Origin of the sequence: Nonomuraea sp. LP-02, assembly GCF_036289125.1 — a bacterium.
In the GTDB taxonomy this organism is placed as follows: Bacteria; Actinomycetota; Actinomycetes; order Streptosporangiales; family Streptosporangiaceae; genus Nonomuraea; species Nonomuraea bangladeshensis.
Map to the genome: position 1 here is coordinate 4024050 of NZ_JAXCLK010000001.1, position 24267 is coordinate 4048316.

Here is a 24267-nt window from a genome sequence, read left to right on the forward strand (position 1 = left end):
TCACGGATTGTGCATGCCCGTTTCCCTCTTATCGGACACCCGAGACAGCCGGTGGGCAAGAGTTTCCTCCGCCGGGGGTCTCGTACCGGCGGGCCCGGGGAAGCTCCTCCGGCAGGACCAGACTGGAGGCGAGGGTGAGAGACGACCAGGCCGGCCGGCGATGAACCCGTGACGGGCGAGGACGCGCTGGAGGTCGGGGGCGCGGCGGCGCTGCCGGTCGACGAGGTGCTGGCCCGGCTGGGCGGCACGACCGGCGGCCTGAGCCAGGCGGAGGCCGAGCGGCGCCTGGCCGCCGTGGGGCCCAACGCGCTGCGCACCCACCGGGCCCGCCGCGCCGCGGTGCTGGCCCGCCAGTTGCGCTCGCCCCTGCTGGTCCTGCTCGCCGTGACCGCGGCCGCGTCGTTCTTCCTCGGTGAACGATCGGACGCCCTGATCATCGGGATCATCCTGGCGGCCTCGGTCGGGCTCGGGTTCGTCAACGAATACCGCGCGGAGAAGGCCGCCGAGGCGCTGCACTCCCAGATCCGGCACCGCTGCCTGGTGCGGCGCGACGGCCGGCCCCGCCCCGTCGACGTGACCTCCCTGGTCCCGGGCGACCTCGTGGAACTCCGGCTGGGCGACATCGTGCCGGCCGATCTGCGGCTGGTGTCGGTGACGGAGCTGGAGTGCGACGAATCGGTGCTGACCGGCGAGTCGCTGCCCGTCGCCAAGACCTCCGAGGCCGTGAGCGCCGGCGCCGCACTGGCCGACCTGCGCGACTGCGCCCTGATGGGCAGCGTGGTGCACGCCGGGTCCGGGACCGGCGTCGTCGTCGCGACGGCGGGACGGACCGAGTTCGGGCGGATCGCGCTCCAGCTCGGCGAACGCCACCCGGAGACCGAGTTCCAGATCGGGCTGCGCAAGTTCTCCATGCTGCTGGTACGGGTCGCCGCCGCGCTCACCGCCGCCATCTTCGTCATCAACCTCGTCCTGCACCGCCCGGTCCTCGACGCGCTCCTGTTCTCCCTGGCGATCGCCGTCGGCATCTCCCCCCAGCTGCTGCCCGCCGTCGTCTCGACCAGCCTGGCGGCCGGCACCCGGCGCCTGGCCCAGCACCGGGTGCTGGTCAAACGCCTGGTCTGCATCGAGGACCTGGGTGACATCGAGGTGCTGTTCACCGACAAGACCGGAACACTCACCGAGGGGCGGATCAGCTTCATGCGCTCGCTCGGTCCGGACGGACGCCCCGCCGACGACGTGCTCGAACTCGGCCTGCTGTGCAACGAGGCCGCCGCCTCCGACGGGCAGGGCCGCGTCGTGGGCGGCAATCCCCTGGACGTCGCCCTGTGGGAGGCCCCCGCCGCCGGCGTCCTGCAAGAGGCGGCGGCCCGCTACCGGCGGCTCGCCCTCGTACCCTTCGACCACGAGCGGCGTACGGCGTCCGTGCTGGTCGAGGACGGCGACGGCCACCGCGTGATCGTCACCAAGGGCGCTCCCGAGGCCGTGCTGGAGCGCAGCTCCCCCATCGGCGACCAGGCGAAGGCGATGCTCGAAGCCGAGTTCGCCGCGGGCAACCGCGTGGTGGCGGTGGCCACCCGGCCGCTGCAGGGAGCGGACGCCCTGCGGACGACGCTCACCCCGGCCGACGAGCACGACCTCACCTTCCGCGGCCTCCTGGTCTTCCTCGACCCGCCCAAGGCCGGCGCGCCGCAGGCGCTGGACCGCCTCACCGGCCTCGGCGTCACCGTCAAGGTCCTCACCGGCGACAACCCCACGGTCGCCGCCAAGCTGTGCGCCGACCTCGGACTGCCGGTCGGGCGGGTGCTGACCGGCCAGGACGTCGAGGCGGCCGACGACGCCCACCTGGCCGCGCTCATCGAGCAGAGCACCGTCTTCGCCCGCGTCAGCCCCGAGCACAAGGCCCGCATCGTGCGCGTCCAGCGGCGCGGCGGCCTGGACGTGGCCTTCCTCGGCGACGGCGTCAACGACGTGCTCGCGCTGCACGCCGCCGACGTGGGCATCTCCGTCGAGACGGCCACCGACGTCGCGAAAGACGCCGCCGACGTGCTGCTGCTGGAGAAGAACCTCGACATCCTGGCCGACGGCGTCCTCCAGGGCCGCCGGATCTTCGGCAACACCATGAAGTACGTGCTGATGGGCACCTCCAGCAACTTCGGCAACATGTTCTCCGCCGCCGCGGCCTCGGCGTTCCTGCCCTTCCTGCCGATGCTGCCCTCCCAGATCCTGCTCAACAACCTGCTCTACGACTCCAGCCAGCTCGCCATCCCCACCGACACCGTCGATCCCGAGCGGCTGCGGCGGCCCTCGCGCTGGGACGTGCGGCTGATCCGGCGGTTCATGCTGTTCTTCGGCCCGATCAGCTCGCTGTTCGACTTCGCCACCTTCGCGGTCATGCTGGGCCTCTTCCAGGCCGGCCCGCCGCTGTTCCGCACCGGCTGGTTCGTGGAGTCCCTCGCCACCCAGGTCCTGGTGATCTTCGCCATCCGCACCAGGCGGGTGCCCTTCTTCCGCAGCCGGCCCAGCGTCCCGCTGCTGCTGGCCGCCCTGGGCGTCGTCGCCGTCGGCGCGCTCATCCCCGCCGCGCCCTTCGCCGCCGCCCTGGGCTTCCGGCCGCTGCCCGGGCCGTTCTTCCTCGTCCTCGCCCTGATGGTGGCCGCCTATCTCGTGCTCATCGAGCTCGGCAAGCTCTGGTTCTACCGGGGCGTGCCCCTGGCCCCCGCCGGTCGTGAGCGTACGCCCGCCCATGCCGCGCACCGCCGGGCCCACCGCTTCACCATCCCGGCCGCCCTCCCGCCTGGCGGTCACACCCGCCGTCGCACGCGCAGCAGGTACTCCTTGCGGTCGAGCGGGTCGTGACCGAGGCGGGGGCGGGCGGGGGCCGGGCCGCGTACGGGGCGGTAGCGCTCGAAGGCGCTGTCCAGCACCCCCTCCCCCCGGGTCAGGCCGGGCAGGCGCTGCCCCAGCTCGTGCACCCGCGCCGCCGGGATCTCCCCCTCGATCAGGCCCGGCCCCTGCGCGCGGGGGACCGCGCCGAGCCGGGCCAGCACCGGCAGCACCTCGCCGGTCGTGTCGGCGGGCAGCTCCAGCGTGAAGCGGTGCACCGGCTCGCACACCACGGTCCCGGCCCGCCGCAACGCGTCCATGACGACCAGCGGCGTCAGGGCGCGGAAGTCGCCGGCCGTGCTCGACATGCTCTTGTCGAACACGCCGCCCGAATGGCTCTGCCTGGCCCAGTAGCCGGAGTGGGTGAGCGTGACCACGCAGTCGATCACCTGCCAGCCGCGCAGGCCCTGCCGAAGGGTCTCGTGCACGGTCTCCTCGATGGTGCGCATGAACGCGTACGGCAGCGAGCCCAGCTCCACCTCCAGCCGGAACGCCACCCCGCCGCCCGGCGGTCCGGGCTCGACCCGCAGGCCGACCGTGGCGAGGAACGGGTTGGGGTCCACGGCGATCAGCTCGACGGCCGCGCCGGAGCCCGACGGGCGCTCGACGCAGATCGTGGTGCTCTCACGGAAGGAGACCTCCAGGCCGTCCTCCTCCAGCAGGGTGTCCTGGATGACCTCCTTCTGGACCTCGCCGTAGAGCGTCAGCGAGACCTCGCCGCGCGTCGTCCTGGCGCAGGCCGATGAGCGGGTCCTGCTCGGCGAGGCGGGTCAGGGCGAGCAGCAGCGCGCCCCGGTCGGCGGGACGGGCCGGCCGCACCACGGTCTCCAGGGTGGGCGGCGCGAAGTGGCCCTCCCCCGCCCGGGGCGGCGGCTCGCCCAGCGGGTCGCCGACCCGGACCGCGTCGAGACCCCGCAGGCGGGCGATCTGACCGGCCGCGACGGACGCTCGGGCGGCAGGGGCGGGCGCGCTGATGACGTCCATGCCGGTGACCCGGGCCTCGCCGCCGCCCGGCAGGCGGAGGCGGTCGCGGACGCGCAACGTCCCGGAGAACAGGCGCGCGTACGCGAGCTTCTCGCCCGCCGGGCCGCGCTCGACCTTGAACACCGCCCCCGAGACCGGCCCGCCGGGATCGCCCCCGGCGGCGGGCAGCAGCTCGCGTACGCCCGCGACCAGGTCGTCCACCCCGGCCCCGGTGATGGCCGAGCCGAAGAACACCGGGTGCACCAGGGCCTCGCGGGTCTGGGCGGCGAGCGCGGCCCGCAGCCGGGCGGGCGGCACGGCCTCGCCGCCCCGCACGTACGCGGCCAGCAGCGCGTCGTCGTGCAGCGTGACCACGTCGAGCAGCTCCGCCCCGTCGTGCGGGACGAAGGCCGCCTCCGGGGTGCCCGCGCCGGCGACCTCGCCCATGGCGGCGACCGGCAGCGCCAGCCGGGAGGCCAGCTCCTCCAGCACGCCCAGAGGCCGCGCGCCCCGGCGGTCGATCTTGTTGACGAACACCAGCGCGGGGATGCCGAGCCTGCGCAGCGTCCGCATGAGCACGCGGGTCTGCGCCTGCACCCCCTCGACGGCGGAGACCACGAGCACCGCGCCGTCGAGCACGTTGAGCACCCGTTCGACCTCGGCGATGAAGTCGGGGTGGCCGGGGGTGTCGATGAGGTTGACCGTGGTGTTGCCGACGGCGAACGAGACCACGGCCGATCTGATGGTGATGCCGCGCCGGCGTTCCAGGTCGAGCGTGTCGGTCTGGGTGCTGCCGTCGTCGACGCTGCCGAGCTCGTCGATGACCCCGGCTGCGTGCAGCAGCCGCTCGGTCAGGCTCGTCTTGCCCGCGTCCACATGCGCGAGGATTCCCAGGTTGAGCGTACGCAACGAACGTCATGTCCTTCGATGAGTGCGGTCCTTTCGCGGAGGGACACGACAGTCGCTCGCATTTCTGCTCCTTTCCTGGGGTTCCCGGCCAGCAGACCAGAGGGCCCGGCCCGGGGGCAACCGATTAAAACTCAGCCGAGGAGCTCGACGGTGCCGCGTTCGCCGTCCACGCGGACGCGGTCGCCGTCGCGCAGGCGCATGGTGGCGTTGCCGGTGCCGACCACGGCCGGGATGCCGAGCTCGCGGGCCACGATGGAGGCGTGCGACAGCGGCGCGCCGAGGTCGGTCACGACGGCCGCGGCGCGCGGGAACATCGGCGTCCAGCCCACGTTGGTGAGCGTCGTCACCAGGATCTCGCCCGGCTTCAGCCGGTCGCCCTCCTCCGGGCCCGCGATCACCCGGGCGACGCCCTCGACGACGCCGGGCGCTCCGGGGAAGCCGGTCACGGCGTCGCCGACGGGGGCGAGGCCGCCGCGGGCGTCGTACACGTCGGCCCGCCGGTCGGGGTCGGCGGCCCAGCGCACGGGGTCGAAGTGCCCGACGATCAGCACCGGGTACGGCGGCAGCGCCGCGTACCGTTCGTAGGCGGCCCGCCGCGCCGGCACCCGGTCCAGGCCGGTGGCGTCGCCGCGCAGCAGGCCGAGCAGCTCCTCCAGGGACAGGAAGAAGACGTCGTCGCCGTGCCCGGTCAGCTCCCCCGCGCGCAGCGTGAACGCCCGCAGCACCCAGAAGGCGCGCATGTTCTCCGAGCGCGCCTCCTCCCGGTCGCGGACGACCGCGCCCCAGCGGCGCACCCGCTCGCGCATCCGCGCCTCCTTGCCGGGGTGGCGGGCGGCGAAGCGCGCCCACGCCTCCTCCCGCGCCTGCTCCTGCCGGGCGAGCAGCGCCTCGGTGTCGGTGCGCAGGTCGCGCAGCCCGGCGAGCTGGGCGTCGATCCACGCCGGGTCCTCGCCGGGCCGCGGCTTCGACACCTCGAACTCGTGCGGCCCGCGGTGCCCGTACGCGGCGGCGAACTCCTCGCGGGTGATCTCGCCGCGGGCCAGCCGGGACAACCCGAGGAGCAGGCCCATGCTGGCGAGCCCGCCGCCCGCGTTGACGCCCGACAGCATGGCCTCGGCGTCGCTCTCGCCGGCCAGCTTGCGCAGTTTGTCGCGGGTCCAGACGAGGGTGCCGCCGCCCTGGCGGCCAGCCGCCTCCAGCATCCGGCAGGCGGTGACCACGTGCGGGCGGATCTCGCGTTCCCACAGTTCGGCCAGCTCGGGGGCGGTGGGGGTGGCGGCGACGCGGGCGCGCAGCTCCTCGCAGCGCCGCCGGGAGGAGGCCAGGAAGGCGGGCATGGCCTTGAGGTTCGTACGGACCCGCCGCTGCAGGCCGACCGCCATCGGCAGCACCCTTTTGATGATCTCCCAGCGGGACAGGCCCACCTTCGGCACGTCCAGTCCGGGGGGCAGCTTGCCGAAGACGTTCTCCGTCGCGGAGGTCCGCTTGCCCATGCCCATCGCGGCCGCGATCGTGTGGACGATGCTGAGGTTCATGTAGAACCGGCCGCCGATGTTGCCGACCATGTCGAAGCCGGGCAGCGCCGAGGCGGACATCGCCTCGTGGATGAACAGCCGCACGTACGACCAGGTGATCGGCGTCATCACGTCGGGGATGGCCTCGCCGAGGTTGCCCGCGGTCCACAGGTATTCGCCCTTGAGGCTGTCGTTCCACTCCTCCGGGCGCGCTCTGAGCCCGGTGATCGGGCGGGCCTGGAGGACGGCCAGGGTGCCGTCGGCGCGGCGGGCCCACTCGACGTCCATGGGGACGCCGTACAGGTCCTGGACGCGCTCCCCGAGCGCGGCCAGCTCGGCCGCCTGCGCGGCGCTCAGCACGGGGGCGCGGCGCAGCTCGGCGGGGACCGGCCGGTCCTCGGTGCCGTCCGGCGTGCGCACGGTCATGACGGTCTTGTCGCCGACCTGCTCGCGGACGACCACGCCGCCGCGCAGCACGAGCGTGTCCGGGGTGACCTGGCCGCCGACGACCGCCTCGCCGAGCCCCCAGGAGGCGTTGATCACGGTCTCGTCCAGCGCGCCGGTCACCGGGTCGGCGGTGAACATGATCCCGGCCGCGTCGGCGTCCACGAGCTCCTGCACCACCACGGCGAGCGCCACGTCGTCGTGGGGGACGCCGTTCCTGTCGCGGTAGGCGATCGCGCGGGCGTTCCAGAGCGAGGCCCAGCAGCGCAGGACCGCCGGCAGGAGGCCGTCGCCGCGGACGTTGAGAAAGGTGTCCTGCTGGCCGGCGAAGGACAGCTCCGGCAGGTCCTCGGCGGTCGCCGAGGAGCGCACCGCCACGGCGACGTCGTCGCCGAGCCCCGCGTACGCCTCCCGGATCGCGGCCGCGACCGGCTCGGGGATCTCGTGCCGGGCGAACAGCGCGGCGGCGCCCTCCGGGTCGCGCGGGTCGATCTCGTCGCGGAAGCCCGCCACGAACGCGCGGTACGCCGCGGTCGTCACGTGGAACCCACCGGGCACCGGCAGCCCGGCCCGCGCGAGCCGGGCCAGCGACGCTCCCTTCCCGCCCGCCAGGTCCAGGTCGGCGGCCGGATCGTCTAAGGCCAGCACCAGTTTCACGTCACTCACGCTCCTCGTTCCCGAGCGAGGCCGCCAGCCGGCGGCGGGCGACCTCCTCCATGGTGTCCAGGATGTCCGCGGTCGCCTCGGCCACGGCCCGCCGGTCCGCCTCCGGCAGGGCGCGGCCGGTGGACATGGCCCGCTCCACGGTGTCGGTCACCAGCTCGGCGATCCGCTCGTCGGGCAGCCGCGCGCTCTCCGGCAGCAGGTCCGGCAGGGCGATGAAGCCGTACACGATGGAGCTGATCACCGTCAGGTGGTCGCCGGGCTCGGCGCGCACCGAGCCGTGCTCGATCAGCCGGGCGATGTAGGCGTCGAAGGGGCCGCCCAGCTCCAGGGTGGTGCCGCTGGTCCGCTTCATGCGCGTGAGCTTGCCCAGCACCTCGTCGTCGCCGAGCAGGACCGCGCGCAGCAGCGGGCGGTTCAGGGTCTCGCGGACCAGGCCGCCGAACAGCTCGGGCAGCGTGGCCGGGGCGTTCGCCCTGATGCCGTCGAACAGGTGGACCCGCTCGCGGCGCAGCAGCGCCGCGAAGAGCTGGTCGCGGGTCCTCCAGTGCAGGTAGATCGTGCCCTTGGCGACGCCGGCGCGGCGGGCCACGTCGTCGATCGTGGTCTTGTCGTAGCCCCAGCGCAGGATCAGCTCGGCGGCGGCGTCGAGGATGCGGTGCGCGCGTTCGAGCTGGCGCGCCGGGTCCTGCGGCGGTCGTCCGGCTTTGGCCATCCAATTCTCCCCATTTGTTTGACTGAATGAAACTATCCGGTCATTCAATCAAGAGCAAGGCCGTTCCCGCGTCCGGGCCGTAGCGTGGGGTGCATGGCCAAGGCGTTCTGGATCGACCAGGACTTCGACAGGGACCGCGACGGGCGCTACGCCGTCCACGTACGCAAGAACCTGGACGAGTTCGAGTGGGGGGACATCGCCCCCGTCAGGTTCGCGTGCACCGCGTGGCGGCTCGCCACGCCGCCCTCGCTCGCCCCCGGCTACGTGCGGTGGGACCGCCGCGTGCTGGAGGCGGCCTGTCACCGCAACACCTGGGACGGAACGCTCTACGCCCGCGTCCGGCTCGTCTCCCCGCTGCCGGAGGAGCTGACCCGCTCGCGCGCCTGGTGGCGCGACCGCGGCTGGCTCGGCTGGCAGGAGACCTTCGGCCAGTACGTCGAGCCGTCCCAGCAGGACCTCGCCCGCGTCCCGTTCCTGCGCGCCTCCCTGCTGGTGGAGGCGCCACTGCCGCTCGGCGACCTGCCGCCCGAGCCGGAGGGCCCGCACGACGAGGTCGAGCAGCACGCCCACCGCGCGGTGACGGTGCTCGCCCGCGAGCTCGACGCGCTGGTCAGCCCCGTGCTCGACCAACTGGGGCGCTGATCTCGCCGGCCGGGCAGCATGTTCGTGTGATCGACGGGTAGCAGCGTGTCCCATGAGGATCCCGCTCGTGGCGCCGGCGTCGGGAGTGATGCTGGCGCTGGCGCTGACCGGCTGCGCCCCCGACGCCGCGGCTCCGGTTCAGGCGGCCGAGCGTTTCCACGCCGCGCTCGCCGCGCATCAGGATGACGCCGCGTGCGCGCTGCTCGCCCCCAAGACCGCCGACAGGCTCCCCGACCGCGGCCAGACCTGCGCCGAGGCGCTGCGCGAGCTCGGCCTCGGCCCCGGCGGCGCGGTCACCGACGCGCGCGTGTGGGGCGACAACGCCCAGGTACGGCTGGCCGCCGACACGCTCTTCCTGCACCGCTACGGCGACGGCTGGCGGGTGCGGGCCGCGGGCTGCGAGCCGGTGCGCGACCTGCCGTACGACTGCGAGGTGGAGGACTGATGCGGGTGATGTTCACGATCACCACGCTCCTGATCGTGGCCGGGCTGGCGTGGTTCTTCGCCATCGGATGGTCCCGACTGTGAAGTGGATCAAGGAGAACTCGCTGTCCCTCGTCTTCCTGGTGATGTTCCTGCTGGCCCTCGGCGGCCAGGCGATCGCCGGGACGCTCGACCTCAACGACCAGCAGCGCGCCATGGGCGACCAGCCGATCTCCGTCTGGGAGTACGTGACCTCCTCCTCCTTCGCCGTGGACGTGGCCGAGAACTGGCAGTCCGAGTACCTGCAGTTCTTCCTCTACATCGCGCTCACCGTCTGGCTGGTGCAGAAGGGCTCGAACGAGTCGAAGACCATCGAGGACGCCGGCGCCGAGTCCGACGAGGAGCAGAAGGTCGGCGCGCACGCCGCGCCCGACTCGCCGCGCTGGGCACGGGCGCGGGGGCCGCGGCTGTGGCTGTTCGGCAACTCGCTCGGCCTGGTGATGGGCCTGATCTTCCTGCTGTCGTGGGGCGCCCAGTCCGTCGCCGGGCAGTCCGCCTACAACTCCGAGCGCCTGGCGGACCTGCGCGACCCGGTTTCATGGGGCTCGTACGTGACCTCGCCCGAGTTCTGGAACCGCAGCCTGCAGAACTGGCAGTCGGAGCTGCTGGCGGTGCTGTCGATGGTGGTGCTGTCGATCTACCTGCGTCAGCGCGGCTCGCCCGAGTCGAAGCCGGTCGGCGCGGCGCACGCCGCGACCGGCGTCGAAGGCTGAGCGCCCGGGTTCTCGGGCGGGCTGGTGACCACGGCGACGACGCGGGTGCCCGGCGCGAGGACGCCCCGCCGGGCCAGATCGACGACGCCGAGGAGCATCTTGGCCACGTAGACGCGCTCGACGCCGTGCCGGGCGGCGAACTCCGTCAGCTCGGGCGTCGTACGCGCGTAGCCGCCGAAGTGATGGTCGAGGTCGATCGACCAGTTGGACCAGGTCCGCCCGTACGCCTCCCGCTGCAGCCTGGCCACCTCCCCCTCCAGGAACCCGGCGCCCTTCAGCACGGCGAACCCCAGCGCCCGCTTGCCCTCGGGCAGCCCGGCCGCGATGCCGGCCAGCGTGCCGCCGGTGCCGACGGGGCAGCACACGACGTCGTACGGGACGCCGATCTCGGCGGGCAGCTCGGCGCAGCCGCGCACGGCCGCCGCGTTGCTGCCGCCCTCGGGCAGGATCGCGACGTCCGCGCCGAACCTGGCGCGCAGCGCCGCCCGCACCTCCTCGGTGTGCTTGCGCCGGTAGGTGGCCCGGTCGAGGTAGGTGAGGGTCATGCCGCACTCCCGCGCGCGGGTGAGCACGGGGTTGAGCGGCAGGTGCTCCTCGCCCCTGATGACCCCGATCGTCTCGATGCCGTGCCGGAGCCCCGCCTCGGCCACCGCCGCGACGAGGTTGGACCAGGCGCCGCCGAAGGCGAGGATTCTGCGGTGGCCCAGGTTGTACTTGAGCTTGCGCGGTTTGTTGTCGTCGCGCATCAGGAACACCCGGACCTGCCCGAGCCCTGGATCCAGGAGCTCCTCCATGGCGCTAGTCTACGGTCGGGCCCTTGTTGAGGAGTGTTGGGTTATGCGCGTTGTTGAAGCTTTTCGCGCCGCCTTCGGTGCGGACCCCCAGACCGTCTGGCGCGCGCCGGGCCGGGTCAACCTGATCGGCGAGCACACCGACTACAACGACGGCTTCGTGCTGCCGTTCGCGGTGCCCTGGGGCGTGACCGCCGCCGTCACCCCGCGCGCCGACCGGACCGTCCGCCTCCTCTCGCTCCAGTCGCCGGGCGAGCCGGTCACGCTCGCCACCCACGAGGAGGCCAAGGGCTGGACCCGCTACGTCGTCGGCGTCCTCGCGATGCTCGGCGACCGCGTGACGGGCGCCGACATCGCGATCGACGGCGACGTGCCGCAGGGCGCCGGGCTCAGCTCCAGCGCCGCGCTGGAGGTCTCCGTCGCCGCCGCGCTCAACGACCTGCACCAGCTCGGCATGACGCCCATGGAGCTCGCCCTGCTCGGCCAGAAGGCGGAGAACGACTTCGTCGGCATGCCCTGCGGCATCATGGACCAGGCCGCGTCGGCGCTGAGCGAGGAGGGGCGCGCCCTGTTCCTCGACTGCCGCTCGTTCGCCTCCCGTACGATCCCGCTCGACCTCGCCGCACACGGGCTGAGCATCCTCATCATCGACACCCAGGTCCACCACGAGCACGCCGGCGGCGAGTACGCCAAGCGGCGCGCCGAGTGCGAGTCGGCCGCCCGCAAGCTGGGCGTGCCCGCGCTGCGCGACGTCACCGACCTGGCCGGCGCCCTGGAGCGGCTGAGCGGGGCCGAGCGCAAGCGCACCATGCACGTCGTCACCGAGAACCACCGCGTCGAGGCGCTGATCGGCCTGCTGCGGGCGGGCGCCGTCACCGAGATCGGCGCCCTGCTCAACGCCTCCCACCTGTCGCTGCGCGACCAGTACGAGGTGTCCTCCCCCGAGCTGGACCTCGCCGTGGAGGCCGCGCTCAAGGGCGGCGCGCGGGGCGCCAGGATGACCGGCGGCGGTTTCGGCGGCTCGGCCATCGCGCTGGTCGCCGACGACCGGCTCCAGTCCGTCCAGGACGCCGTCTCGGCCGCCTACGCCGAACGCGGGTTCCAGGCGCCGCGCTTCCTGCCGGCCACCCCGGCGCGCGGCGCCCACCGCCTGGCCTGACCCCCCCCTCAGAGGGCGGGGAAGTTCGGCGGGCGGCGTTCGAGGAAGCTCGACACGCCCTCGGCGAAGTCCGGGCGGCCGAAGGAGGCGAGCATCTCCTGCGTCGCCGTCTTCGCCGACTCCTCCAGCGTGACGTCCCAGTCCCGCCACACCTGGCGCTTGATCACCGACATCGAGGCGGGCGAGCTGTGGGCCGCCAGCTCGCGCGCGTACTCCTGGGCGGCGGCGACCACGCCGTCCCCGGGCACCGCCCGGTTGACCAGCCCCAGCTCGTACGCCTCCCGCCCGGTGAGCACCCGCCCCGACAGCAGCACGTCCATCGCCCGCTGCTGGCCCATGATCCGCGGCAGCACCCACGACAGTCCGTACTCGGCGACCAGCCCGCGGCGCGGGAACGCGGTCGTCCACTTGGCGTCCTCGGCGGTGAACACCAGGTCGCAGACGAGCGCGTGCACCATGCCGAGCCCGGCGCAGGCCCCGTTCACGGCCGCGATGATCGGCTTGGCGATGCCGGTGGGGAAGGTGTTGGGCCGCGGGTCCGGCTTCTCGTCGTACGCGCCGGTCTGGATGGCGCTCAGGGTCTTGAAGTCCGCCCCCGAGCAGAAGCCCTTGCCCGCGCCGGTGACGACCACGGCCCGTACGGCGGGATCCCGCTCGGCCTCCTCCAGCAGGTCGAAGTAGCGCCGCCCCATGGCGTCCGTCCAGGCGTTGAGCGTCTCGGGACGGTTGAAGGTGAGCGTGAGCACGCCCTGGTCGACGGCTGAGAGCACGAGTTCCGACATGAAGCCAACAGAACCATGTTCTATCCCATGGCGGCAAGTGGACCCCGCTAGCGGTGGTGGACGAAGGACGGCGTGAGGACGCTGGTGTCGTAGTAGCGGTGGAAGACGGGGGTGGCGCTGCCGGACAGCGGCGGCACGATCCACGACCAGTCGGCCGGGCACACCCGCCCGGCCTTCTCCTCCTTCGCCAGGTGCGTGAGGAAGCGCCGGGACTCGGTGTGGTGGTCGGTCATCGTCACCCCCGCCCGCTCGAACGAGTGCAGCACCGCCACGTTCAGCTCCACCAGCGCGTGGTCGCGCCAGAGCGAACGCTCGGTCGAGGTGTCCAGGCCGAGCCGCGCGGCCACGGTCCCGAGCAGGTCGTAGCGGTCGTGGTCGGCGAGGTTGCGGGCGCCGATCTCGGTGCCCATGTACCAGCCGTTGAACGGCGCGCACGGATAACAGACGCCGCCGATCTCCAGGCACATGTCCGAGATGGCGGGCACGGCGTGCCAGCGCAGCTCCAGCTCGGCGAACCACCCGTAGTCGGGATGTGCCAGCGGCACCTCCAGCACGGCGTCCCCCGGAAGGTGGCAGAGCAGCGGGTCGCCGAGCCCCGGCTGGATGATCACCGGCAGCACGTCGAACCTGCCGCCGGCGCTCCCCCGCCAGCCGAGGGTCCTCGCGAGGTCGGTGAGCCAGAGGTTGCGCGGGTCACCGGTGACGCGGCCGTCGCGGGACCGGTGGGCGGCGTAGCGGATGAGCTGGTCGTTGAGTATCCGCGGCCCCGGACGGGCCGGGCCGTCGGGCGCGAGCACCGTCACCGTGGGCCTGATCCGGCCGCCGCCGGTGGCCTCACGCAGATGGGCGACGCATTCGAGCGCCACCCCCTCGGCGGTCGAGACGTCCCTGCGGTCGCGTACGCGGAGGGAGCGCCAGTAGAGGCGGCCGATGCAGCGGCTGCTGTTGCGCCAGGCCACGCGGGCGCCGAAGACCAGCTCGTCGGCGGTGTGGGTGTAGGTGCCCGTACGGGCGATCTCCCGCGCCACCTCGCGCAGACGCGCCTCCGGGCCGCCCGCCCCGGGGTTCTCGGCGTGGTAGAGCCTGATGAAACGTTCCGCCTCGCGCAGGTCGGCGATGCGCCCCAGCCAGGCCTGGGTGCGGGGCATGTCGAAGGGACTGAGGGACCTTATCCAGGTACGCACGCGGCAATCAGCACTTCTCGGTCATCGGATCGCCCCACCGGATTTCCGGGTCACGGCGGCACGTCCTGGCGGCGGCGCCCTCTCCTCGCCCCCTCGCAGTTCCCGCGGCTCCGGCCCCTTGAGGACCGGTCCCACCCATCTTCGCCGCCAAGTCCCCCCTTGTCCCGAGAACCCAGAAATGCCCCGGACTCGGGTGCTCAGCATCATGACTTGACCGAACCCGGTAATGATCTTTCTTTGATTCCGATAACCAAGGAAGGAGGGAAGAGTTGAAGCCAAGGACAACAGCCGGCAACCTCAAGCAGGCAGAAAAGAGACAACTGGATAGAGAGTTCTCATTAGAGCGATATAAGTACATCCTTCAGCAGATCCACACCGTCAACGAGAACGTCTACAAGTTCTTGGCCATCTATCAAACCCTCGCCAGCAGCCTGGTCGCAGCGGGACTTGCGCTCTTCATCGGCTACCGGACGTGGGGGATCACTCCAGTCGTCACCCGCTCCGGGATCGTGGGACTCATGCTGCTGGTCACGGTGATCGGGTCCTTCACCGCACTGCTGATCGTCATCGGAGTGTTCACATGGCTGGACTATCGCAAAGAGGAGTGCGAGCTGACCGATCGGATCGTCTACGCGGGCTTCAGAAAACCACCGAAGGTCGGCAACTTCATCCGCTGGTACGAGACCTACATCATCCTCTTCATCATCGGATCGATCGCGTTCATGTGGGGGTATGCGCTCACGGTGATCCTGCCACAAATACGCTAGACCGATGATGCGACCAGCTCGTGACTATGTCGGCGTCGGCGTCGGTGCCGTGATCTCCAACGATCAGGGTCAGGTGTTCTTGGCCCTTCGTGGGCCAAGAGCGAGAAATGAGACCGGCACCTGGGAGTTCCCCGGCGGGATGGTCCACTTCGGCGAAGCCTTGGAGCAGGCCATCACGCGGGAGATCGCGGAAGAGTACGGGATGGACATCCAGGTCACCGGGCAGCTCGGCGCTTTTGATCACATTCTCCCCGACCAGCATTGGGTGTCGGTGACGTTCCATGCCAGGCATCTCGATGGAGAGCCCGTCATCCGCGAACCGGGAAAATGCGAGGCGATCGGATGGTTCGATCTCGAAGATCTCCCCAGACCGCTGTCGGAGATCACAAAATCGAACTTGGCGAAGTTGGAACGTCGCTCATGGTGATGTTCCAGAAGGCCCGTCCATCCGTGCAGGCAGATTTGCTGCAACCATCCCACCACCCGCACGCCCCGATCTTGGCCGGCCCGGCACCGGAGTGCCCCCGCTGGAGGCATGCGGCGTCACTGGATGTCCTTGCGCCAGCGAGCCCTGCTCCGTGAGCGAAGCACCGCACCCCCGCTGCGGCCGTGTCCTCGTTCGCGCCGGCCGACCGGCGTTTGGTGACCGATCCGGGCAGTGGCTCCCCTGTTGGCTCCCGGAAACGACTCAGGCCCCCTGTCCTCGATCCGAGGAGGGGGCCTGACCTGTGAGACCGGAGCCTCTGAAGACGCTCCCGCGATAGGACTCGAACCTATAACCTGCCGGTTAACAGCCGGCTGCTCTGCCGTTGAGCTACGCGGGATCGATCTGTTTGCGCTGCTCGGCGGGGCTTTGTGGCCCCTCCGTCGTGCGCATGAATAGATTAGCGCACTCCTGGAGTGCGTGTCGCATCGTTACCGGGGTAGGCCCGGTGACAGCGGAGGTGTGACATGCGATATCGAATGACATTCACGATGGGACTGGCCATCGGCTACGTACTCGGCAGCCGGGCGGGTCGCGAGCGCTACGAGCAGATCAAGCGCGCGGCGCAGCGCGTGGCCGACAACCCGAGGGTGCAGGAGGTCGCGGGCGTCGTCGGCGCCCAGGCCTCCAGGTACGCGGGCGCGGCCAGGACCAAGGTGGGCGACACGCTGCAGCATCGGATCCCCTTCCTGGGCGGTGACGCGCACAAGCACAACGGCGCCACTGGCTGGCCGGAGGAGGAGGACGTCACGGCGGGCGTGGAGCGCAAGTCCCGGGAGAGCGGGATCACCTACTAGGAGGCGGGCATGGGTGTGCGCGGGATCACACACCCATGCTGCGCCGCACGCCCTCCAGGGCCTGCTCGGCCTGTGCGCGCAGGCCGGGGTCCTGGGGGTCGAGGCCGTCGTCGAAGACGAGGGTCCAGCCGAGCACCTCGCCGCCCGGCGGGCGCCTGGCGACGAGCCGTACGCCGCCCCGGCCGGGGAGGTCGACGTGCTTGTTGACCACGATGGTGGCGTTGACGCGCTCCCTGAGCGTCTCGGGCAGCATGCGCGGCTCGGGGATCGGCTCGACGTGGCGCACGCCGGCCATCGTGAGGACGGTGAGCCCCTGCTCGTCCCAGTAGGCCTTGTCGACCTCCTCGTACGGCACCCGCGTCCCGTCGGGCAGCAGCAGCGCGAGGTTCGTGGCGATCACGTGGCCCGCGCCGGAGACGGCGAAGGTGAGGACCCGCTCCCCCTGCCGCAGGTCGAGGGATTTGCGCACGTCGGCGGGCAGCCGGCGGAAGATGTTCATGCCCACACGGTATCGGCGAGCAGGTCGAGGGTGAGCGCCGCGCTCCAGGAGAAGTCGCGGCAGCCGCGCCCGCTGCCGTCGAAGGGGTCGAAGCACTCGCGGAAGCCGGCCTGCCTGACGAGCCGCAGGGTGCCGTTGGTGAGCTGCTGGGCGAGGTGGTCGAGCGAGTGCACGGCCGCGGCCCTGCGCAGCAGCCAGTTGGTGTTGACCCAGGAGGGGCCGCGCCAGTAGCGGGTGCGGTCGAACTGGCCGGCGCGGATCTCGCAGCTCGGCACGGGGTAGCCGGTCGCGCCCATGAACCTGGCCGACTCCAGCAGCTCGACGGCCGCGCGTAGTTGCTCGGCGGGCAGCTCCGGGTCGAGCAGCGGCCCGAACCCGCCCACCGTGGCGACCTTGATCAGCTGCCCGGCCCGCAGGTCGCGGGCGTAGAAGCCGCCGTCTTCCCAGAGGCGGTCGAGCAGCGCGCGCCTGATGCGCCCGGCCTGTTCGAGGTGGGGGGCGGGGTCGGCGTGCGCGAGCGGGGCGAGCTCGGCCATGGCCTGGCAGGAGGCCAGCCAGATGCCGTTGAACATGGGGTCCTCGACGGCGAAGGGGTGCTCGTCGCGCAGATAGCCGGCGCTGTAGCCGGCGTCGCGGTAGCGCATGGCGAGCCAGACGTAGCGCTCGTGGTCGCTGTCGGGGTGGCGGTCGGCGAGCTCGACGCCGCGGTAGCCGTAGTGGATGGCGGGCAGGTTGTGCAGCGGCTGGTCCCAGGCGGGGCTGTCGTCCATGCCCGACTCCCACGGGTGGACGATGGCGGCGAGCCCGGCGCCGCCGAGGTCGCGGGCCGAGGCCAGGTAGTCGTGCTGGGCCACCAGCGCCGGGTACGCCTTCCTGACGAAGTCGTGGTCGCCGGTGTGCCGGTAGAGCCACCACAGCGCGAGCCCGTGCAGCGGCGGCGCGGTGAGCCCCGAGGTGAGGACGGGCGGCGCGGCCGCGTGTTCCTGGGAGCGCCAGAGCGACGGCCCGGGGAAGTACGCCTCGCGGGTGTGGAAGACGATGTGCGGCACCATGCCGGTCGCCCACTGCCCGCGCAGCAGGCTCAGCAGCTCGTCGCGGGCCCGGTCCGGCCGGCGCCGGGCCAGACCGATGACGACGAACGCGGAGTCCCAGCTCCACTGGTGGGGATAGAGCCCGGGAGCGGGCACGGTGCCAGAGCCCGTCCAGTTCGCCTCGAGCACGGCCATCGCCTCGCGCCCGAGCGCGGCATCGTCGACCGCGGGCCGCGCCTCCATCACCCAACTATGACTGGGGATGCGTCCAGAAGCTATGTCCTCTTGGCCCACTTCGACAGCACGAGGACGCCGAAGGCGACGGCGCCGATGATGAGCCCCCACTTGAGCAGGGTGAGCGCGAACCCCAGCAGGGGGCCGAGCAGTACGAGCGCGGCCACGACCGCCGCGATGATCAGAAGTATGCGTCCCATGTACGTAACGCTAAGAGATCGTTAAGCCGTTTGCAGGCGAGACAGGGTTGAATCAGGGACAAGTCAGGGGTCCCCCCGACCCTTGCCAGCAAAAGGAACTTAAGCCGTCAGACCACCCGTTGTGCCCGGTATAAACGGGGTAATCGGGGGGTTTCGCCGGGGAGCGTGATGAACCTGGGACCACCAATGAGCAGGGAAGGCGTCGAGCACGCGCTGCGCGCCCGCGCCGACGAACGTGACCGCATCTCCGGTGACCTGCTCGACCTCGAATCCCACACGACCTACCAGTTGCTCAAGGGCGCGTCCTTACGGGGGGCGACCGCCCACCGCTGGACGGACGTCCAGGCGGCACTGGCCAGGCTCTGGGGCCTGAACGACGCCTACCGGGCCGTGTTACGCGACGCGGAGCAGATCAGGGACTCCCGTGGCCGGCTCGGCTCCGACCAGCTCGAACAGCTCACCACGCTGCTCGCCGGGCCGTCGGTGGTGCTGAAGGCCGCGGCCAAGCCGGTCGAGCAGCGCTCGCTGCTGCCGCAGGCGGACGAGCGGCTGACCCTCGACCAGGCCGTCACCCGCATGGACGCCGCCTTCCGCGAGGTCACCTCGGCCCTCACCGACATCGACGCCCGCTGGAACGATCTGCTCCCCCGCCTCGACGCCGCCGACGCCGCCCTGCGCCGCGTCCGCGCGCTGGAGGCGGACCTCGGCGAGGCCGCGCCGGGGCTGGGCCAGGCGGACGCCGACCTCGTACGGCTGCGCGCCGACGTGGTCGAGGACCCGCTCGGCGCCTCCGTCGAGCCGGACCTCGACCGGGTCTCCCGGCTGCTGGCCGCCGCCGTCGCCGAGCTGGAGCTGGCCGTCACGGTCAAGCAGGAGTACGCCCGCCGCCGCGAGAACCTGGTGGCCGCGCTCGACCGGGTGCGGGCCGCCGAGAGCGAGGCCCGGCTGGCCCACGGCGCGGTCGTCGTCAAGATCGCGCTGCCGCCGCAGGCCCAGCCGCGCAGCCGCGTGGACGCCCTGGCCGACGCGCTGGACGCGCTCGACGTCTCGGCCGACTCGTGGGTGCTGCGCGCCAAGCGGCTTTCCGGGCTGGAGAACGACGCCGACGCCGCGGCCCGGCAGGCCCAGACCACGGCCAGGGCGCTGTACGGCCTGGTCGGCCGGCGCGACGAGCTGCGCGGCCGGCTCGGCGCCTGCCAGGTGATGGCGGTGCGCAAGGGCCTCGCGGAGGACCCGGCCGCCGCCGAGCTGTTCGAACGGGCCCGCGCCCTGCTGTGGAGCGCCCCCTGCGACCTGACCGCGGCGGCCGCGGCCGTCGAGACCTACCAGCGCGCCATCCATGGAGGTGGAGCATGACCCGCTGCGTGCAGCCCGGCTGCACCGGGACCATCGAAGAGGGCTACTGCGACCTGTGCGGCAACGCGGCGACCGCCGCGCCCCCGGCGTCCGGGCCTTCCTCGGTCTCGCTCTCGCCGCCCACCCAGCCCTCCTCGCCCGTCACCAACCCGGTGAGCCGCTCCATGACGGGGCCGGCGAGCAGCGGGCGGTCACGGGCGGGGGTGCTGGCCACGCTGGCCGACCTGCCGTCGGTGCCGTACCGCGATCCGGCCACCGCCGTCATGGCCAACCCGGAGGTGCCGGAGGGGAAGCGCTACTGCGCCAACCCCGACTGCGGCAAGCCCGTCGGCCGCTCCAGGAACGGGCATCCCGGGCTGACCGACGGGTTCTGCCCGCACTGCCGCACGCCGTACTCGTTCGCGCCGAAACTGGGCAAGGACGACCTGGTGGCGGGCCAGTACCGGGTGCTGGGCTGCCTGGCGCACGGCGGGCTCGGCTGGATCTACCTGGCCTCGGACGAGAACCTCGACGGCCGCTGGGTGGTCCTCAAGGGCCTGCTCAACACCAACGACGCCGAGGCGCTGGCCGCGGCCGAGGCCGAGCGGCGCTTCCTCACCACGGTCGACCACCCCAACATCGTCAAGATCTTCAACTTCCAGCGCTCGGCCGGGCTCGGCTACATCGTCATGGAGTACGTCGGCGGCCAGTCGCTGCACGAGCTGCGCCGCCAGGGCCCGCTGCCGCTGCGCGAGGTCCTCATGTACGGCAGGGAGATCCTGCACGCCTTCGGCTACCTGCACGAGAACGGCATGGTCTACTGCGACCTCAAGCCGGCCAACGTGATCAGGGTCGGCCGCCAGCTCAAGCTCATCGACCTCGGCGCGGTCCAGCCCATCGGCTCGCCGCCGGGCACCTCGTGGGCCACGGCCGGCTACCACGCGCCCGAGCTGGAGACCCACGCGGCGTCGGTGGCCTCCGACCTCTACACGGTGGCGCGGACCCTCGCCGTACTGGCGATCCCCGGGTTCAGCCCGGTGCAGAACGGCAAGGGCGCGCCGCTGCCGCAGGACTGCGGGCATCCGTCGTTCACCCGGCTGCTGCGCCGGGCCACCGCCGACGATCCGGCCGACCGGTTCCAGAGCGCCTGGGAGATGGAGGAACAGCTCGTCGGGGTGCTGCGCGAGGTGTGCGCGCAGGAGGACGGGGTGCCGTACCCGCATCCCTCGACGCTGTTCGGGCCGGAGCGGGGAGCGGTCGGCACGGCGCTGGCCGAGGGCGGCGGCGCGGTGCTCGCGCCGCTCGACCCGGCGGCCGTCGCCGCCGAGCTGCCGGTGCCGCTGGTGGACCCGGCCGACCCGGCCGCCGGCGCGCTGGCCGGGCTGCTCGGACTGGACGGCAAGGATCTCGTCGACCAGCTCGCCGCGATGCCGCGGACGCCCGAGACGAGGCTGATGCGGGCCAGGCTGCTCGCCGAGGAGGGCGCCTCCGAGGCCCCGGTGGTGCTCGACCAGCTCGCGGCCGAGCTGCCCGGCGACTGGCGGGTCACCTGGTACCGCGGCGTGCTGGCGATGGCGACCGGGCGGCTCGACACGGCCGTGACGATGTTCGACGCGTGTCTGTCGCTGCTGCCGGGCGAGCCGGCGCCCAAGCTGGCGCTGGCGTTCGCGCTGGAGTGCGCGGGCAGGCACGCCGCCCCCTGGTACGACACCGTCTGGCGCACCGACCACGGCTACGTGAGCGCCGCGTTCGGCCTGGCGCGGACGGGCCGGCTGAGCGTGCTGGACGAGGTGCCGGCCACGTCGAGCTACCGGGTGGCGGCGCAGGTGGCGCTGGCCGTCTCGGCGGCGCGCCGGCCGGACCCGGCCGCGATCGTCCCCGGCGAGCTGGTCACCGCGGCCGACCGGCTGACCCGCCTCACCGACCTCGACGGCCGCCGCCGCGACCTGCTCACCGCCGAGCTGCTGCACGGCGGCCTGGCCTGGCTGGAGTCCAACGCGCCGCCGCCCGGCCTGCGGCTGGCGGAGGCCGCTTTCACGGAGTCCGGGCTGCGCAGGCGGCTGGAGTCGATCTACCGGCGGCTGGCCGTGGCCGCCGCCACCCGCCAGGAGCGGCACGCCCTCATCGACCAGGCCAACGCCGTACGTCCCCGGACGTGGCTGTGACGGCCCCGGAGGCCCGCGCGGCGGACGCCGGGGCGGGTGCGTGCCCCGTCTGCGGCACGCCGGTGTACGAGGGCTACGCCTACTGCGAGAAGTGCGGCCACACCCTGGGCTCGCCGACCTGCGCGTCCTGCGGGGCGGCCGCCGTGGACCCCGAGGGCTACTGCGAGCGGTGCGGGCTGCGCCAGCCCACCGGCCGCGACCACGCCGAGATCGTCCTGGAGGGCGGCGCGGCGGCGGTCACGGACCGGGGCCTGCGGCGCAGCAGGAACGAGGACGCGGTCGCGCTGCTCGCCGCCGGCCGGTCCACGGTGGCCGTGGTCTGCGACGGCGTCGGCAGCTCCCCCAGGGCCGACGAGGCGTCCGCGGTGGCCGTCGAGGCGGCGAGCGCGGCGCTGATCAGGGGGCTGTCGCACGAGGAGGCGTTCGAGCTGGCCGGGCGGGCGGTCACCAAGCTCGCGACGTCCGTGGACGACGCGCCCGCCTGCACGTACGTCGCCGCCGTGGTCAGGGACGGCCGCATCAGCCTGGCCTGGGCGGGCGACACGCGGGCGTACTGGCTGTCGGCCGAACCCCTGGCCGAACCGCCGGACGGGATCCCGACCAGGCCGCTGGACGCCCGTCCGGACGGGCCGCCGGACGGACCGCCGGACGGGCCGCCGGGCGGGGCCCTGCTGACCACCGACGACGCGATCGAGACCGGCGAGATCACCGCCTGGCTCGGCGCGGACGCCGGGGACGTCCGGCCGCACGTGCGCGTGTTCGAGCCGCAGGAGCCCGGCCTGCTGCTGGTCTGCAGCGACGGCCTGTGGCGCTACCTGGACGGCCACCCGCTCCCCGCCCCCGGCGATCCCCAGGAGCTGGCCCGCGAGCTGCTGCGGCACGCCCTGGACTCCGGCGGCCAGGACAACATCACGATCGCCCTGATCCCCCTAGGAGAACTTCCGTGAGTGACCAGCCGACGTTCACGCTGACGATCGACCAGAACAAATATCTCCCCCTCGACGGCCGCGAGGTGCACGCCATCCTGACGGTCGGCGCCACGGGCGGGATCACCACGCAGGCGGCCGGGCCGGCGGAGGCCGCCGAGGTGATCATCGTGGACACCTCGGGCTCGATGAGCGGCAGCAAGATCCGCGAGGCGCGGCAGGCGGCCGTGACCGCCGTGCAGACGCTGCGCGACGGCGCGTACTTCGCGGTGATCGCCGGCACCGAGCGGGCCACGATGGTCTATCCGCGCGGCAACCCGCACCTGGTGAAGGCCACCCCCGCGACGCGGGCCGAGGCGCACCGGGCCATCGACAAGCTGCTCGCGCACGGCGGCACCGCGATCGGCGAGTGGCTGAAACTGGCCGGTCACCTGCTGACCGCGCACCCGTCGGCGATCCGGCACGCGCTGCTGATGACCGACGGCCAGAACAACGAGCGCGCCGACGTCTTCGCCTCCGTACTCGCCGCCTGGAGCGGCAAGTTCGTGGTGGACTGCCTCGGCGTCGGCGCCGACTGGGCGCCGGCCGAGCTGCGCAAGGTGGCCGAGGCGATGCTCGGCACGTTCGACTTCGTCCGCGACCAGGGCGACCTGCCGGAGTACTTCCGCCGGCTCACGCAGACCTCGATGAGCAAGACCGTGGCCGAGCTGTCGCTGCGGGTGTGGGTGCCGCAGACCGCGCGGCTGAAGTTCGTCAAACAGGTCTCCCCCGTACTGCTCGACCTCACCGGCAAGCGGACCGACGTCAACCCGCTCACCGGCGACTACCCGACCGGGTCGTGGGGCGCGGAGGAGCGCGAGTACCACGTGTGCGTCGAGGTGCCGCCCGGCCAGATCGGCCAGGAGATCAGGGCGGGCTGGGTCAAGCTCGTCCGGCCCGACACCGGCGACGTGCTCGCCAGCGGCAACGTGCTCGCCCAGTGGACCGACGACCTCGCCCAGTCCACCCGCATCAACGGCAAGGTCGCCCACTACACCGGCCAGGCCGAGCTGCACGAGCTCATCCAGGACGGGCTGAGCGCCCGCGCGGCCGGCGACGTGGACGCCGCGACCGCGCGGCTGGCCAAGGCCCGCGAGATCGCGGTCGAGTCGGGCCGCGAGGACACCGCCCGCCTGCTGGAGAAGGTCGTCGAGGTGGACCCGGCCACCGGCACCGCGCGGCTGCGCAGGAACGTGGACAAGGCCGACGAGATCGAGCTCGACACCGGATCGGTGCGCACCAGCCGGCTGCGCAAGGAAGGATCGTGATGGCGACCTGCCCGCAGGGGCACGCGTCGGGCGCCGACGACTACTGCGACGTGTGCGGCACCCAGATGGCCGCCGCCCCCGCCGCCTCCACCCCCCAGCCCGCTGCGCCCTCCGGTGGGCCCTCCGGTGGGCCCTCCGGTGGGCCCTCCGGAGAGAGCGCGCCCACCGAGAGCTGCCCCATCTGCCAGACGCCGCGCGCCGGCCAGTTCTGCGAGGTGTGCGGCCACGACTACAGCGGGAACGGGGCGGCCGTCCCGCTCCCGGTCACCGGGGCCCGATGGGAGGCGGTCACCGCCGCCGACCGCGCCTACTACGAGAAGGTGATCGCCGAGGGCGGGCCGGACGCCGACCGGGTGGCCTTCCCGCCGTACTGCCCCGAGCGCTCCTTCGGCCTGCACGGCGAGCAGGTACGCATCGGCCGGCGCAGCCGGGCCAGGAACGTCGCCCCCGAGATCGACCTGACCGGCCCGCCCGAGGACCCGGGCGTGTCCCACCTGCACGCCGTGCTGCTGGCCCAGCCGGACGGCTCGTGGACGGTCGTGGACCCCGGCTCGTCCAACGGCACCCTGGTCAACGGCAGGCCGCTCTCGGTGAACGTGCCGGTGAGGATCGGCCCCGGCGACCGCATCCACCTGGGCGCGTGGACCGTCATCACGATCAGGGAGGGCACGCCGTGA

The 24267-nt window shown here is 72.7% G+C and carries 23 protein-coding genes and 1 tRNA gene; 13 read left to right on the forward strand and 11 right to left on the reverse strand.

Annotated elements, in window-relative coordinates:
• Window positions 1-168 precede the first annotated feature (168 nt).
• Window positions 169-2856, forward strand: coding sequence for a magnesium-translocating P-type ATPase (gene mgtA, locus SMD20_RS18630; protein WP_329582595.1), 2688 nt, complete (start codon window positions 169-171; stop codon window positions 2854-2856).
• On the opposite strand, the gene SMD20_RS18635 is transcribed toward mgtA, so the two are convergent.
• From SMD20_RS18635 to SMD20_RS18650, 4 genes are all read right to left on the reverse strand, one after another.
• Window positions 2802-3446 carry a hypothetical protein gene (locus SMD20_RS18635; RefSeq protein WP_329582596.1) on the reverse strand — a complete coding sequence of 215 codons (645 nt, stop codon included), beginning with the start codon at window positions 3444-3446 and terminating at the stop codon, window positions 2802-2804. The two genes, mgtA and SMD20_RS18635, sit on opposite strands and share 55 nt — an antisense overlap.
• Before the next feature lie 61 nt (window positions 3447-3507).
• Window positions 3508-4755, reverse strand: coding sequence for a GTP-binding protein (locus SMD20_RS18640; protein WP_329582598.1), 1248 nt, complete (start codon window positions 4753-4755; stop codon window positions 3508-3510).
• A 131-nt stretch (window positions 4756-4886) separates the two neighbouring features.
• A complete protein-coding gene (locus SMD20_RS18645) occupies window positions 4887-7379 on the reverse strand; it encodes a PEP/pyruvate-binding domain-containing protein (protein ID WP_329582600.1) in 2493 nt (830 codons plus the stop codon).
• Window positions 7372-8091, reverse strand: a complete 720-nt coding sequence (locus SMD20_RS18650) for a TetR/AcrR family transcriptional regulator (protein ID WP_329582602.1) — start codon at window positions 8089-8091, stop codon at window positions 7372-7374. The genes SMD20_RS18645 and SMD20_RS18650 overlap by 8 nt, the downstream gene beginning before the upstream one ends.
• 93 nt (window positions 8092-8184) lie before the next feature.
• On the opposite strand from SMD20_RS18650, the gene SMD20_RS18655 reads away from it, so the two are divergent.
• From SMD20_RS18655 to SMD20_RS18665, 3 genes are all read left to right on the forward strand, one after another.
• Window positions 8185-8733 carry a hypothetical protein gene (locus SMD20_RS18655; protein ID WP_329582603.1) on the forward strand — a complete coding sequence of 183 codons (549 nt, stop codon included), beginning with the start codon at window positions 8185-8187 and terminating at the stop codon, window positions 8731-8733.
• Between the two features lie 52 nt (window positions 8734-8785).
• On the forward strand, window positions 8786-9178 hold the full coding sequence (locus SMD20_RS18660; RefSeq protein ID WP_329582605.1) for a hypothetical protein: 393 nt from the start codon (window positions 8786-8788) through the stop codon (window positions 9176-9178).
• A 79-nt stretch (window positions 9179-9257) separates the two neighbouring features.
• Window positions 9258-9929, forward strand: a complete 672-nt coding sequence (locus SMD20_RS18665) for a DUF6766 family protein (protein ID WP_329582607.1) — start codon at window positions 9258-9260, stop codon at window positions 9927-9929.
• On the opposite strand, the gene SMD20_RS18670 is transcribed toward SMD20_RS18665, so the two are convergent.
• On the reverse strand, window positions 9863-10723 hold the full coding sequence (locus SMD20_RS18670) for a 1-aminocyclopropane-1-carboxylate deaminase/D-cysteine desulfhydrase (RefSeq protein WP_329582609.1): 861 nt from the start codon (window positions 10721-10723) through the stop codon (window positions 9863-9865). The two genes, SMD20_RS18665 and SMD20_RS18670, sit on opposite strands and share 67 nt — an antisense overlap.
• A 43-nt stretch (window positions 10724-10766) precedes the next feature.
• Here SMD20_RS18670 and galK point away from each other — a divergent pair, with 43 nt between their 5' ends.
• Complete coding sequence (gene galK / locus SMD20_RS18675; protein WP_329582611.1) at window positions 10767-11879, forward strand: galactokinase; 1113 nt, start codon at window positions 10767-10769, stop codon at window positions 11877-11879.
• 8 nt (window positions 11880-11887) lie between these two features.
• Here galK and SMD20_RS18680 read toward each other — a convergent pair whose 3' ends face one another.
• Complete coding sequence (locus tag SMD20_RS18680) at window positions 11888-12661, reverse strand: enoyl-CoA hydratase-related protein (protein WP_329582612.1); 774 nt, start codon at window positions 12659-12661, stop codon at window positions 11888-11890.
• A 47-nt stretch (window positions 12662-12708) separates the two neighbouring features.
• Complete coding sequence (locus tag SMD20_RS18685) at window positions 12709-13809, reverse strand: nitric oxide synthase oxygenase (RefSeq protein WP_329582613.1); 1101 nt, start codon at window positions 13807-13809, stop codon at window positions 12709-12711.
• Between the two features lie 305 nt (window positions 13810-14114).
• Between SMD20_RS18685 and SMD20_RS18690 the strand changes: the two genes are divergently transcribed.
• Both SMD20_RS18690 and SMD20_RS18695 read left to right on the forward strand, forming a co-directional pair.
• Window positions 14115-14612, forward strand: coding sequence for a hypothetical protein (locus SMD20_RS18690; protein ID WP_329582615.1), 498 nt, complete (start codon window positions 14115-14117; stop codon window positions 14610-14612).
• Between the two features lie 4 nt (window positions 14613-14616).
• Window positions 14617-15039 (forward strand): NUDIX domain-containing protein, encoded by a 423-nt coding sequence (locus SMD20_RS18695; RefSeq protein ID WP_329582616.1) that lies wholly within the window; start codon window positions 14617-14619, stop codon window positions 15037-15039.
• Between the two features lie 325 nt (window positions 15040-15364).
• Here the strand turns inward: SMD20_RS18695 and SMD20_RS18700 are convergent.
• Window positions 15365-15436: transfer RNA gene (locus tag SMD20_RS18700), tRNA-Asn, on the reverse strand.
• Window positions 15437-15563: 127 nt separating this feature from the next.
• On the opposite strand from SMD20_RS18700, the gene SMD20_RS18705 reads away from it, so the two are divergent.
• The gene (locus SMD20_RS18705) at window positions 15564-15893 is read left to right on the forward strand and encodes a YtxH domain-containing protein (protein WP_329582618.1); all 330 of its coding nucleotides are present in this window, start codon (window positions 15564-15566) and stop codon (window positions 15891-15893) included.
• A gap of 25 nt (window positions 15894-15918) precedes the next feature.
• Here SMD20_RS18705 and SMD20_RS18710 read toward each other — a convergent pair whose 3' ends face one another.
• The 3 genes from SMD20_RS18710 to SMD20_RS18720 are packed head-to-tail and all read right to left on the reverse strand — an operon-like array spanning window position 15919 to window position 17857.
• Window positions 15919-16392 carry a hypothetical protein gene (locus tag SMD20_RS18710; protein ID WP_329582619.1) on the reverse strand — a complete coding sequence of 158 codons (474 nt, stop codon included), beginning with the start codon at window positions 16390-16392 and terminating at the stop codon, window positions 15919-15921.
• On the reverse strand, window positions 16389-17666 hold the full coding sequence (locus tag SMD20_RS18715) for an amylo-alpha-1,6-glucosidase (protein WP_329582620.1): 1278 nt from the start codon (window positions 17664-17666) through the stop codon (window positions 16389-16391). The genes SMD20_RS18710 and SMD20_RS18715 overlap by 4 nt, the downstream gene beginning before the upstream one ends.
• 32 nt (window positions 17667-17698) lie before the next feature.
• A complete protein-coding gene (locus SMD20_RS18720) occupies window positions 17699-17857 on the reverse strand; it encodes a hypothetical protein (protein ID WP_020545297.1) in 159 nt (52 codons plus the stop codon).
• Between the two features lie 186 nt (window positions 17858-18043).
• On the opposite strand from SMD20_RS18720, the gene SMD20_RS18725 reads away from it, so the two are divergent.
• The 5 genes from SMD20_RS18725 to SMD20_RS18745 are packed head-to-tail and all read left to right on the forward strand — an operon-like array spanning window position 18044 to window position 24267.
• Window positions 18044-19213: a hypothetical protein gene (locus tag SMD20_RS18725; protein ID WP_329582623.1), complete on the forward strand. Its 1170-nt coding sequence runs from the start codon at window positions 18044-18046 to the stop codon at window positions 19211-19213.
• Window positions 19210-21357 (forward strand): tetratricopeptide repeat protein, encoded by a 2148-nt coding sequence (locus SMD20_RS18730; protein WP_329582625.1) that lies wholly within the window; start codon window positions 19210-19212, stop codon window positions 21355-21357. The genes SMD20_RS18725 and SMD20_RS18730 overlap by 4 nt, the downstream gene beginning before the upstream one ends.
• Window positions 21348-22304, forward strand: a complete 957-nt coding sequence (locus SMD20_RS18735) for a PP2C family serine/threonine-protein phosphatase (RefSeq protein WP_329582626.1) — start codon at window positions 21348-21350, stop codon at window positions 22302-22304. The genes SMD20_RS18730 and SMD20_RS18735 overlap by 10 nt, the downstream gene beginning before the upstream one ends.
• Window positions 22301-23590: a vWA domain-containing protein gene (locus tag SMD20_RS18740; protein WP_329582628.1), complete on the forward strand. Its 1290-nt coding sequence runs from the start codon at window positions 22301-22303 to the stop codon at window positions 23588-23590. The genes SMD20_RS18735 and SMD20_RS18740 overlap by 4 nt, the downstream gene beginning before the upstream one ends.
• Entirely contained in the window at window positions 23590-24267 is a 678-nt protein-coding gene (locus tag SMD20_RS18745; RefSeq protein WP_329592594.1) for an FHA domain-containing protein, read from the forward strand. Before SMD20_RS18740 ends, SMD20_RS18745 begins: the two co-directional genes overlap by 1 nt.